The 12,941-nt window shown below is 31.5% G+C and carries 11 protein-coding genes; 4 read left to right on the top strand and 7 right to left on the bottom strand.

Going from position 1 to position 12,941, the window contains the following annotated elements; translation table 11 throughout:
* Positions 1–360: 360 nt before the first annotated feature.
* Both DG435_RS12585 and DG435_RS12580 read right to left on the bottom strand, forming a co-directional pair.
* Entirely contained in the window at positions 361–1,653 is a 1,293-nt protein-coding gene (locus tag DG435_RS12585) for an HlyD family secretion protein (protein WP_106791214.1), read from the bottom strand.
* Between the two features lie 488 nt (positions 1,654–2,141).
* Positions 2,142–4,346, bottom strand: coding sequence for a peptidase domain-containing ABC transporter (locus DG435_RS12580; protein ID WP_106791213.1), 2,205 nt, complete (start codon positions 4,344–4,346; stop codon positions 2,142–2,144).
* Positions 4,347–4,787: 441 nt separating this feature from the next.
* Here DG435_RS12580 and DG435_RS12575 point away from each other — a divergent pair, with 441 nt between their 5' ends.
* Positions 4,788–5,435, top strand: a complete 648-nt coding sequence (locus DG435_RS12575) for a hypothetical protein (RefSeq protein ID WP_108840616.1) — start codon at positions 4,788–4,790, stop codon at positions 5,433–5,435.
* 234 nt (positions 5,436–5,669) lie between these two features.
* Positions 5,670–6,821 (top strand): AraC family transcriptional regulator, encoded by a 1,152-nt coding sequence (locus tag DG435_RS12570; protein WP_106791211.1) that lies wholly within the window; start codon positions 5,670–5,672, stop codon positions 6,819–6,821.
* Between the two features lie 54 nt (positions 6,822–6,875).
* Here the strand turns inward: DG435_RS12570 and DG435_RS12565 are convergent, their stop codons facing one another.
* Both DG435_RS12565 and DG435_RS12560 read right to left on the bottom strand, forming a co-directional pair.
* Positions 6,876–7,526 (bottom strand): Crp/Fnr family transcriptional regulator, encoded by a 651-nt coding sequence (locus DG435_RS12565; protein WP_106791210.1) that lies wholly within the window; start codon positions 7,524–7,526, stop codon positions 6,876–6,878.
* Positions 7,496–8,119, bottom strand: coding sequence for a Crp/Fnr family transcriptional regulator (locus tag DG435_RS12560; protein WP_106791209.1), 624 nt, complete (start codon positions 8,117–8,119; stop codon positions 7,496–7,498). The genes DG435_RS12565 and DG435_RS12560 overlap by 31 nt, the downstream gene beginning before the upstream one ends.
* Before the next feature lie 746 nt (positions 8,120–8,865).
* Here DG435_RS12560 and DG435_RS12555 point away from each other — a divergent pair.
* Together DG435_RS12555 and DG435_RS12550 are read left to right on the top strand one after the other, a co-directional pair.
* A complete protein-coding gene (locus DG435_RS12555; protein WP_106791208.1) occupies positions 8,866–9,711 on the top strand; it encodes a DUF5694 domain-containing protein in 846 nt (281 codons plus the stop codon).
* 205 nt (positions 9,712–9,916) lie between these two features.
* Positions 9,917–10,942, top strand: coding sequence for a hypothetical protein (locus tag DG435_RS12550; protein ID WP_159025451.1), 1,026 nt, complete (start codon positions 9,917–9,919; stop codon positions 10,940–10,942).
* A gap of 361 nt (positions 10,943–11,303) precedes the next feature.
* On the opposite strand, the gene DG435_RS12545 is transcribed toward DG435_RS12550, so the two are convergent.
* The 3 genes from DG435_RS12545 to DG435_RS12540 all read right to left on the bottom strand — a co-directional run bounded on the left by DG435_RS12545 (position 11,304) and on the right by DG435_RS12540 (position 12,814).
* Complete coding sequence (locus tag DG435_RS12545; protein ID WP_159025450.1) at positions 11,304–12,125, bottom strand: DUF6624 domain-containing protein; 822 nt, start codon at positions 12,123–12,125, stop codon at positions 11,304–11,306.
* Between the two features lie 68 nt (positions 12,126–12,193).
* Positions 12,194–12,322, bottom strand: coding sequence for a hypothetical protein (locus DG435_RS26020; protein ID WP_255409707.1), 129 nt, complete (start codon positions 12,320–12,322; stop codon positions 12,194–12,196).
* A gap of 219 nt (positions 12,323–12,541) precedes the next feature.
* Positions 12,542–12,814 (bottom strand): DNA-binding protein, encoded by a 273-nt coding sequence (locus tag DG435_RS12540; RefSeq protein WP_106791205.1) that lies wholly within the window; start codon positions 12,812–12,814, stop codon positions 12,542–12,544.
* Positions 12,815–12,941 lie beyond the last annotated feature (127 nt).

Here is a 12,941-nt window from a genome sequence, read left to right as displayed (position 1 = left end):
GCCTAGAGTATTGGCAAGAAAGTATTTAAAATGCAAAAAACATCTACTGTCATGCTGAGCCTGTCGAAGCAAATTATAAGTTTAAAAGCCCTTCGATAAGCTCAGGGTGACAGGTTTTATAGAATTCTAAACTTACGTCGAATTCAGGTTTCTTAAAGCGTTAGAGAATCTATTTAACGTGAATTCGATGTAAGGATTTAGTTTTAAAAAGCCGTCAGATTGAGTGATTTTTCATAGTGAAACGGAGAAAAATTGTATCGAAATTAGGCTTTTGCTTGAAAATTTACTTGTCTTCGATACAATTTTCTATCGAAAATCACTCTGACTGACGTAAATTTTCTTATGTAGAACTCACGTTATTTACTTATCCATCAATGTTCTAAATTGATAGAAGAAACGCTCAATAAGTCGAAGATCTTCAGTTACGATTTCTACAACACCTCTCATTTCCTGTTTAAAAGGAATTTCTTTGTCATAGGTAGTAATTAGTTTTTCGGGCAATTCGACATCAATAAGATATAACCCATCTTTATCTGGTAACAGAGAGATGTGCTTTACCTTACCTTTCAGGGTTCCAAACTCATCATCAGGGAAATTTTCTAACCTAATATTAGCAGTTTGTCCCACTTTTATTTTTCCCGAATTTTGAGAAGGAGCTTTGATTTTTGCCAGGTAAGAAGAGTATTCTGAAGGAACAATAATAAAAACAAGATCTCCTAGGGTCACAGTTTGATTTTCTGTCCAAAAATTAAGGAAAGAAACACGTCCTTCGATATCTGACTTAAGTACATATTGTAACTCCCAGTCTTTAATACTTTTCTTTAACTGTCCAAAAGATTGTAACACCTTTTTAAACAGGTTAATTTCTTCTTTTCTCTTATTGATTTCTGTACCTTTTGATGTTTTGGTAGCATTGCTAATACTCTCATTAATTTGAGATAGCTGTACGTCGTTATTTTCATAATTACGTTTAGTTCGCAGGTAATCAAGTTCTTTACTTTCAAATTCTTGTGCAGAGATTACTCCTTTTTCAAATAGATTTTTTTGACGCTGAAGTTCTTTTCGTTTAAACTCTAGTTCGGCTTTACCAAGCCTTTTTTGAGCTTTTAGACTTTCTAGACGTCTGTAGAGTTCTGATAAGGATGTTTGATTTGCAATAGCTTCATTAGAAAAAGGCTGTAATTCTTTATTCAGGATATATTCAGAATAACTGTTTTCGAATATTGCATAGCTGGTTTCAATATCTCCCAGAAACAAGACCGGTAACTCATCAATAGGAAATGTAAATGATTTAGTATTTACTTTGATGGTATCGACAATAGATTTAAGCAAAAACACATCTTTATAATTAGCACTGCTTTCTAATATTGCCAGAGGAGTATTTTTTGGTACAATTTGATTGTCTTTAACAAATAGAGATTCAATTTTACCATTAGTTTGAGCATATTCTTTTTGCGGTGGTATTCGAGTAGTGATAATCGCTTCTGCAGGTATCACATCGGGATACTTAACCAGCCAGGAAAGAAATAATAATAGTAGTACCAATACCAAAATCAAGAGATTTCCCCATCGTATCATCCAATGCGGAACTCTGGTTAGGATTTCCTGTACTTCTTCACTACGTAATTGTATGTCGTCTAAGGTGTCTGGCATAATGTTTAATTATGTATTGCTATTTTTTTAATTTAATAGTTATTTGTCATCCCAGTGTAGACTGGGATCCATTTTTTGTACTACACTAAATCATGTGAAATGACAAACCATTTCATTTCTATAACATTCAATTTTGTCATGTACAATACAGTTTTTATATAATTTAATACACATAACCGTTGTGCATTTGCGTTTTTTTAATTCGAAATTCGTCAATTCGAGTGCTTCGACCAAAGGAAGAAGTGTATCGAGAATAGAATTTTGAATCAAAAAAGCTATTCTCAATAGTCCTGCTGAGCTTGCCGAAGTACAATTTTTCTTCATGTCATCTCGAGCGTTGTCGAGAGGCTATTCCGAAAAACCACTCGAATTGACGCTTTTTTATGCTATTAATTTCTAAATGCACAACGGGTACATATATAATGCAAATTCATAACTTTTGGTCTGAACAACATTTTCTTTTTTTCATCTAATTCCTAATTCAAATATTATTTCCCTAATTCGAGTTGATTTTTAACCAGGTGATAATAGTTTCCTTTCTCTTTAATTAGAGATTCATGATTTCCTACTTCTACAATTTTACCCTTGTCTAAAACAACAATTTGATGTGCATTTTTTACAGTACTTAACCGATGCGCTATCACCATTACGGTTTTGTCTTTAAAGAAGGTATCCAGTTTTTCCATGATTACCTTTTCATTATTGGCATCAAGAGCAGAAGTGGCTTCATCAAAGAACAAATATTTAGGGTCTTTATAAACCGACCGAGCTATAAACAGCCTTTGTTTTTGCCCTGTACTCAATCCTACACCTTCCATCCCTATTTTGGTATTATAAGAAAGAGGAAGTGATTCGATAAACTCTTTGATATTAGCAACATCGACTGCATGCGCTAATTTTTTCTTATCTACATAATCTTCTCCTACTGCAATATTATTAGCAATGGTATCATTAAAAATATACCCTTCTTGCATAACCACACCAAATTGATCTCTCCATGCTTTTTGGGATACATTATGTAAATCATGAGAACCAATAAAAATCTGTCCTTCATCAGGTTCATAGAACTTAAGAAGGATCTTCATTAGTGTTGTTTTTCCACTACCACTAACCCCAACTACAGCTGTAATTTTATTAGCAGGAATAGAAAGGTTGAGATTTTCTAAAACCGGTTTATCGGCACCAACGTATCTAAAATTTAGATTCTTGATTTCAAAACCAGAATTTGCCGAGATATCTCTAATCTTTTCATCACCAGGGTGCTCTTCATCTTCTTTATTGTGAATTTCTCCCAGACGTTCTAAAGAAATTTGTGCATCCTGTAGTTCTCTTAAGAAATTAATTAATTGAGAGATAGGCGCATTTAATTGCCCTACTATGGCTGTAATCGCCAGCATCATACCTAATGTGATATCACCATCTATAACCAGTTTTGCAGAGAAAACTGTAATCAGGATATTTTTTAATTCATTAATAAAAGAAGACCCTACACTTTGGTACTGCTCCAGAGCCAGGCTCTCAATAGATATTCTAAATAGTTTTGCCTGTACAAACTCCCAGTTCCATCGTTTTCTTTTTTCAGCATTATGCAGTTTTATTTCCTGCATACCATTTACCAGTTCAATAACCTTACTTTGCTCTTCACTAATCTGCGAAAAACGTTTATAATCCAGTTTTTTACGTTTTTTGAAGAACACAAGTATCCATGCAAAATAGAACGTACTTCCTATGGCAAAAATACCAAAAATAGGAACGCTATAATAGATAAGGACGATACTAAACACAATAAGATTTACCATCGAGAATAGCACGTTTAAAGAAGACATGGTTAGTATCTGCTCGATTCGCTTGTGATCATTAATTCTTTGTAAAAGATCTCCCGTCATTTTTACATCAAAATAAGAGATAGGCAGGTTCATGAGCTTAATAAAAAAATCTGATATCAGCGATATATTAATACGTGTACTAAGATGAAGTAAAATCCAACTTCTTAACACATCGATTAATGTTCTACCAATAAACAGAGAAAGCATTGCAATCAATACAAGGTATATGAAATTAAGATCTTGATTTTTGATTCCGACATCGACTATACTTTGCGTTAAAAACGGAGTAATAAGCTGTAATAAACTTCCTGCCCCCAGACCTAATGCCAGCTGAAAAAGAAAGGCTTTATATTTAAATACATATTTGGATATAAACTTAAACCCAAATTTTTGATCCTCTTCATCCAGGTTGTCATTATAAAACTTAGGAGTAGGCTCCACTAATAGAGCTACACCTTCTTCTGTATTCTCATCGGCATTATTACCAATCCATGCTTTAATAAATTCCTCTTTTGTATAGGTAATCAATCCATGAGCAGGATCAGAGACATAAATAGTCATTTCACCTTTTCGCGAAGTTTTGACTTTATAGACAACTACATAATGTACTTTGTTCCAGTGCACGATACAAGGTAGAGGTACCTCGTCTAATTTGCTTAAAGAAAGTTTTACCCCCAGGGATCTAAAACCTATTTCCTCTACCGCATCACTAAGCCCCAGAAGAGAACTTCCTTCTCTGGTGGTTTCACTTAATGATCTAAGTTTTTGAGTATTGAGAACTTTTCCATAATGTTTTGCGATAATCTTAATACAAGTAGGCCCACAATCTTTCGACTCTGCTTGTTTGTAAAATGGAAATTTAGGCATTAAGCTTTTTTAAATTAAATTGATTTTTGTGTGATAATATCTATTTACAAAGTAAAGTAATTCTTTTCTATAATACTAATACCGTGTTTTGGGGCGTGACCCTATGGGATCAGGCTATTCGCTATATCTTTTTTTTATTCTTTATGCATGTTCCTAAAACAAAAAGAAAGGAACAAATACAAAAAAAGGATGCCGCTACTATCCTTCACGCTGATCTATCACATTTCTTTATAAGCAAGTGTCTTGTATTGCCTTTTTGTTACCCAGATTACTCATAAATTTCAGGTGCTTATAGGGTTTCAGTATTTTTCTTGTAATAATATGATAGGTGTCCCAATGTCCCAAAGATCACATTTTTTGTTAAAAAGAGTTTATACCTTTATGATAATGATATGGAGTGCACCCATCTATAATTTAATTATTAATCTTTAATTTAAAAAAATGAAATTAACTAACAAACTCAACGTATTGGTGATAGCATGTATTGCCATGGTGTTTACAGGGTGTCAAAAAGATGAAATTAAAACTGTAGAAGAAGAACTATTAGAGATTGAGCAGCAGGAACCAACTAAGCTTCAATGCCATCATCATTTAAATGGAGATACCAAAGCAGCTACTTGGTCAAGATATGCCTCTCATGGTGATGCAAAAAATGTAAAGTATTTCATTGCTTCAAGTGTTTCTAGTGCTTGGTCCACTGCCACCGTTAAAGCTGCCAAGGCATGGAGTAATTCTACCAATGGTATTAAAATGACACGAACCTTTAGTAAATCATCTGCTAATTTAGTCATAAAAGAAGGACCAGATCCAGGCTGGGATAGTTCTCCTGCCGTTGCAGAATTTCCTGAAAGCAATGGAAAAATAGGAGATGAAATACGACTTAATTCTACCTATGTTAACCCAGGAAATGCTGCATTAACCACTACGACTAGATATTATATAATGACTCATGAAATGGGCCATGTTTTTGGCTTTCAGCATAATAATGTTATGAGCTTTATGAAGTATAATTTTACCGATGCAGATGATACTTGGGGAGGAATGAATGCTACAGATAAGAGAGAAATTAGGACACAATTTCCTAATTAACTGCTTGAAGCATTAATAGTAAATAAAATCAATCTTATTTAAAGAGGTCGACTGTAAAGTTGGCCTCTTTTGTTGTAAATTAGTAATACTTTGATGTTTTAGTTGAAAATGATTTTTTTTTTAATAGATTAATCTGTAACACCTTAGTTTTTTAGTTAAAAAGAAGGTTTTTTTTTAATAGATAAGCACTAAAAATGTATTCTGAAATTTGTATAAAACTTATCTTAATTTGATATGAAAGAGAATAATAGTCTTCTGGTTTTGCTGAGTGTTTTATTGAATTTGATAGGCTTGATTCATGGGATTATATTCGGGATTATTTTATTAATTAGAAATTATATAAAATTAAATAAATCAATATTTCTTCTAAGCATTTTTATTCTGATTTATAGTTTGGAACTACTAGTGCCTATCCGTAATATAGGGTTAAAAGATAAAGATTTGGATTTGAGTAGTTTGGTTGCTTTGCTTTCAGTTTTAGCTTTGCTATTATTTCCTTTGTTCTATTTGTATGTAAAACAGATATCTATTTTGGCTAAGAGTAAAATTGATTATAAAATAGTAATACCAGTATTGTTCATTTTCGTTTTTAACGTTATATATATATACATCGGGTATGATATTTATATTTTAAAAGTGATTTGTGATATCTTAAATGTATTGGGGACGTTATATGGATTAATCATTGGTTTTGCTACAATACGATTACTAAAAAAGCATGTTGCCGAGCTTTATAATCAATATACAGCTATAGAATATAAGAAATTGCAATGGGCAAAAACGTATATTGTTCTGGGATTGTGCTATGTTACACTTGGTATTGCATTAAAGCTATTATTTCCTTTGATTATACAGAATCATTACTATCAATTTGTTATGACAATTATAAATATAGGTTTATTATATTGGGTGTCAATTCATGGGGTTTTTCAACAAAATATAATATGGTTGCTAGCCGATAAATCTAAAGTTTTAACTACAAAACAAACAAAGCCTACAACTGTAGAACCAAAAATAGAAGAAGATTTACGATCAATCAATATCCTTCTTAAAGAACTTGAATCATTCATGATTCAAGAAAAAGGATATACAAAAACTGATCTCACTATAATTGATGCTGCAGAAAGGTTAGGGATTCACCCTAAGCAACTATCTAAAATTATAAATTCAAAATACAATCAGAATTTTAATACATATATTAATACGCATAGGGTTAAGAAAGTAATTGAGGTTTTAGAATCAGATTCTTTAAAAAATTTATCTATTGAAGGAATTGCAATAGAAGTTGGATTTCAAAGCAAAAGTGCTTTTTATGGTTTTTTTAAAAAATATACGGGCACTACTCCTTTAAAATATAAAAAGTCTCTAAAAAGTATTAAGAAATAAGATAATGATGTTTTTTTAGGTGAAATATACCTAATTAGATAGTATAGAAGTTTTTTAAATTAAATGAATAATAGATCGGGGTTTCTGAATAATTTTTTTATCTCTTTCTAATTCATTTATAGCCCTGTAAATTGATTTACGCGAAGTGTTCAGGTCTATAGCGATTTCATTTTTGTTAATATGGATATTTTTGTTGTTACATTGAATTGATTTTAGGGTGATATACTCCAGTAATCTCATTTTCAGAGGCTGTTCTATTAGCATTTTGATAGTGTTCAAAAGAAACAAGTATTTTTCTTGTTGATATGCTATCATAAAATCCCTGAATTTAGGCTTTTTTTCTACCCATTTCACTAATATTTGACTAGGAATACAGGTTAAAGTGCAATCTTTTACTATTTCTCCCTGAAATTGCATTTGAATATCCTCATTTGGAGAATAGAAAAAATGTGTTTGATTATCTTCTAGAAGATAGAGGAATATTTTTTTGTTATTATTTTTGATAAAAACTTTAATACTTCCCTGAATTAAAAATACAACTTGATCATGTATGTTATCAGTTGGAGTAATTTCTTTACCAGAACGAAATTTTTTTGTAGAACCTTCTTCTTGCAGTAAGTTAATGAGTTCTTCTTTAAAATATGTTTTATCTATTACATTCATTTTTCTAAAATTTAACTTAGAATCAGAGGTATACTTATCCATCCCGATTCTCGTTTTATTTTATCGTTTTTTTCTAGATTTTTTAAACCTCGGGATATGGCTTCTCTAGAAAAATTAAGATCTCTAGCCAGCTGTATATGAGTGACCTTAGTTTTTTTGACTTTAAGGTGTTCTAATTTTATTTTTAGATAATCATAAATCTGATCTTCCTTAGAGTGTGAAGTCTTTTTTTTGATAGTATTTATCAGATTTTGATGAAGGTAGCAGTCGGATTTAAAAATGGCTGATTTAAGTTTTGGAGATTTTCTTAAGAGTTCCCGGATTATTGAATTAGGAACCCAATAAAGAGTGGTTTCTTGCAATGCCATCATAGAAACCTGAGAAGGAACATTGCTGAAAATATTCATAAGAGAAAGGATGTTATTTCTTTTTGATTCTAGATGATATAAGAATAATGAACTGTTCTCTTCTTCAATATAGACTTTAATCAAACCAGAGTCTATAAATGAAATTTGGTCCTTGTAAATATTTTGAAATATAATTTGTTCTCCGTTTGAATAAGTTTTTATGATAGAATGCTTAGTTATTTGGTTAGAAATGTCCTTTTCTAATTGTAATTGTTTAATGAATTGCATAGGTTTTAAAAATTTAGCGTGTGAAAATCACATAGGGGGAAACTTTAGCTAATTTTAAGAGTTAAGGCAAATAAAAATGATTTTTTGAATACTCAATAGATAGATAGATCTATCTATCGAGTATCTCACTGCATATTGATATGAAGTAATAGGAGTTTTCAAGTTTCTCTAAATGTAATATATAACATAGAGTTTGTTATAGAGTATTCAAGATGGATACTCATAAAACATTTTGGGAAATAGATTTAATAAAAAATCAATATAAAAAAAGTAAGGGAATGCAGAAGTTAGTTGTATTTTTCATGTTGAGTTAAGTTAAGTTGGTTTGTTATGTTAAAACAAATATATTTCGGAAATTCATTTTTTTTATAAATTTTTAGCTTAAAAAAGTTCTGATTTCCGAAATCAGAACAAAATAACTGGTATCTGGACAGTTTTTTAGGAAGTATTTTTTGTTGGTTGAAAATTTGCTCTTAATAAAGAAATAAAAATAGCGGTTTTAATAGCATTTATTTTTAAATCGTAGCGATATTTATCCAATTATACAGATTCTCTAGAGTAAAAAACGATCAACTCATACGTAATTGTTTTCAACCCTTTGTTACATCACAGAGATTGCAAACCCAGGCTATCAGATAAAACTCCTCTCATCTACTCGATACAATACTGTTGACAAACCTTTATGCCAAATAGTGTAACATTTTCAATAGTAGTTTGTTCTTACTCTGTATAAAACAAATAAACAGATGAAACATTTTACTTTATTATCTTTTTTAATTATTATACTATCCTGTTCTTCAGAAAATGAAACCAAAAGAATTAAAAAAGCATCAGAATATTTTCCAAAAGAAAAAGCAAAAGTTCTAATTGTAGGAACCTTTCATTTTAATTACCCAGGATTAGATGTGGCAAAAGTAACCCCCGAAAATCAAATAGATGTATTAAGAGAGCCTAAGAAATCAGAGGTTAGTGAACTTGTAAATTATATTAAGAAATTTAAACCCAATAAAATAGCAATAGAAGCTACACCAAAATGGAAAGCTACAAGAAAACTAAAAAAATACAAAAAAGGAGAATATAGAGATCAAAGAGATGAACGTTTTCAAATAGGGATACGTATTGCAAACGAACTAAAATTAGACACGCTATATGCTATTGATGCAAATTCTATGAGCGATGATATAGAGAAGCTAGATTCTATTTACACTAATAAATTGTATAAAGATTTTGATTTTCAAAATGATGATCCGTACAGAAAAATGACTCTTAACTGGTATAAAGGAGAAGACGAGATCATCCCAAAAACTAATTTAGTAGACTATTTCAAGCATTTAAACTCTAGAGAGTCTCATTTATACGGATACGGGGCATATCTTGTTGGAGATTTTAAGCTGGATAACGAAAGAGGCGCCGATATTTTATCCTTCTGGTGGTATAATAGAAATGTAAGAATCTTTAGAAAATTACAAAAAATCACAGAAAATAATGAGGATAGAATTCTTGTACTCATTGGGAACGGTCATGCGGCAGTTTTAAGGCATCTACTAGAGTCCTCACCAGAATATGATTTTATAGAATTTGACAGCTTATAAGTTACTATTAGTAATCCTGATTTTGAGGAAATGATAAAGGGTATAAGAACCATTATTATACAAGCTATTTTTCACGGAATATAGGGTGAGCTGAATAATAGAGATTCATTGATTTGGCAACCTGGATAAGAAGTATTACTACTCAGGTTGCTATATCCGGTTGTTGGCATATGCTTGAATACAACTAATGTCAAATATGTACCTTATGAAAAAATATATGTATTTACTCGGTGCGATTATACTTACGATAGTACTTTTATTTGTTATTAATAAATATAGACCTGAAGCTCCTTTATCTGAAAAACTTAAGGAATACAAATACTTGTCTGAAGGACCAATTGAGTCTGATAATTATGAAATAATTAAAATCATAGACAATTGGAAAGGAAGGGCAGAGGTAGATGGAATCGTTTTTTTAGAGGCAATTTTTTACGATACAACTACAAAAAACATATTGTTTTGTACAAACCCCAAAGAATATGAAAAAATTGATGATGAATGGGAAAATAAAATCCCTTATCAAATATTTTGGAAAATGAATGATCATGGAAGAGTCATTGATTCTATTAAAATAGACTATTCGCTTGGGTTAAATAACTCTGGAGTGTTTTTTCATGATGATTATTTTATTGATTGGGTAAATAATAATAATAAAACAAAGCAAAAATATATTGATGTTATTGAGGGAGACAGTCTTTCTATCCAGCAATTAGAAAGCCATATTAACAGAGCGAATATGTTATATGCAAATAAGGATTATGAAAATGAAATCACTAATCTTTTTTTAAAAGAAAAGGAGGGTTGGACAAGGATAAAATCAAAAAAATTGTATGAAAAAACAGAGCCAATTTATGGACAGGTACTTATGTATACCCTAAAACCTTATATCGAAAATTACAAAAAAAGATTTATTGAGTTAGATATAGCAAAGGGCGAACTTGAACCTATACAGATTGAACATTTTGTCAAAAAATCAAAACAATCCAAATCCTTAGCTGATATTAATAACCATGGACGCTCAGGTTGGGGTGGTATAGGTTATTTTAAATTAAACCATAATTCAGAATCAATCAACTTTAAAGGGCATGCATTTAACCGAAAGCTTGATAGAACATATATTTATTATCCAATTGAAAAAGATCAAGATTTTCTCATTATGTACCTTCATAAAAGAGCATCAGATAATAGACACTTTAAAAATACAGGGATATATGTTCTAAGAAAAAAATAACTCATAGGGATACATGTCAGATATAAAAAACCTTGATAATCTGGATTTATAATCCAGGGTATTGCGTTTAAAGAATAAGCTCAACCCTTATACATATCGCCGATATAAACTTTTTGCTTTGGTTTTTTGGAAAGACCTCTTGACTAAGTTTATGCTGAGCAAAGTCGAAGTACTCGAGATGACGTGGAGAAAAATTGTACTTCGGCAAGCTCAGCAGGGCTATTGAGAATAGCTTTTTTTGATCCCAAATCCTTACCATCCTGAGTGTACCGAAGGGCTCGATACACTTCTTCCTTTGGTCGAAGCACTCGAATTGACGAATTTCAAATTAATAATCTCAAATGCACAACGGGTTATTTAATTACTTTTTTAATTTTTTTTCTAAATCTGGTAATTGTTGTTTATATAAATTGATATCCCAGGTGATATCCCATCTAGAAACATAATCCTGTAGTGGCCCAAGTCCAACCTCTGCTCTTCTTTTGTCTATATGATCAGGATCTTGTAGCGGGTAAATATAATACGTACCTGTTTCTGCATCTCGTCCGATTTGACTCCCATAAATTTGTTTGTTCCCCTTACGTATAGCAATTCTGTCTTCTAGCAATGCTAAACTACTTGGCCGTAAATTTCCTTTCTTTACAGCTTCTTTTATCATTGGTAGGTATTTTTCTTGTACTTCTAAGTCAGAATGTTGTATCACCATAAACAAGGTTGTATTTCCTCGATTACCAATCATATCTTTACTCAGCCAGCCTCTTTCATCCAGTATTTTTTCAACTTTTATAAGGTTGATCGAATCTTTAGTAGCTATTTTTTTCCAATGCTGTTTTAGTTCATCAGAATCTCTGCCGTATTTTTTTATTACTTCATTTATTTGCCTTCTTGGTCCTTGATCATCTTGATATATGGTATCTAGTAGGGCAACTACTGGTTTATCAAAATTGATTTCGGCTTTTTCTTTGTTTGCTTTAACCAATGCCAGAACTTGGTCCCATCGCTTATCCGAATGTAAGATAGAGAGATCACTATCTGTTGTAATGTGATTGTAATTGGTATATTCTCCTCTCTCGGCAATTCGTAATAGGTGTACAAATGCAGAATCTACTTCTTTGGTCAAAGCCCAGGAACAAGCAGCATTATACATATCTGTTGTATTCCCCTGGTATCCACTTATCCCCAAAGCTTCAGAGTATTTCTTAGCAGATTGTAGATAATCCTTGGATTCATAGAGTTTCCAAGCTTCATTTTTTAATGCGTGTATTGGGCTTTCTCTTCAACAGTAAGCTCTTTGGCACTAACTTCAGGTTTGATTTCCTTTTTTTGCTGCTTACAAGAAAATACCAGAGCTAGAACTAGTAGGAATATTATTTTTTTCATTTTTGTTTAGGCTTTAATTTTAGCGATGGTTATATGATTTCGCCTTTCATGAGTTGGAATTGTATTAGGTTGTTAAAATTGATATTCTTTATGCAATAGTAAAACATGCCAGTTTCATTTTTCGGGACTGAGAAAAATTTCATGAAAATTTCTTCGTTTCCACAAGTTTTCAATACTTTATAAAAGTAAACACGTCTTTTCTTTAATTCATTTCTAAAACTACCCGGTAAAAGGATGTAGCTTTTTATGTTTGTGCTGTCTTGGGTAAAACCCGAATGTAAACCCTACCGCTTCTGCATAGACAAAACTTTGTATGGCAATATCATATTCTATAGGGGCACCCAGGGATTTCATGGTATTGATAATGCGGTACAATTTCGTTTTAGAGATTCCTAATCGATACGCAAGATCATCTGGTGATCCTGTGGCCTGTAGTCGAATAAGTTGATCAACTCGTTCTATAAGCTCAATCTGTTTGATAATGATGTTCATAATGTGTTTTCCCTTTATTTTATTTTTTGCAATTGTTTAATGCCTTAAGGTCAAAATTTGGTGGTTACTGTAGGATTCTCGACCTCCCGGGTTAAAATTTGAACCCTTCTACTTAAAATTTGTATGT

The organism is Aquimarina sp. Aq78 (assembly GCF_900299525.1).
Lineage (GTDB): Bacteria > Bacteroidota > Bacteroidia > Flavobacteriales > Flavobacteriaceae > Aquimarina.
This window is presented reverse-complemented; position numbering and strand designations above follow the sequence as displayed.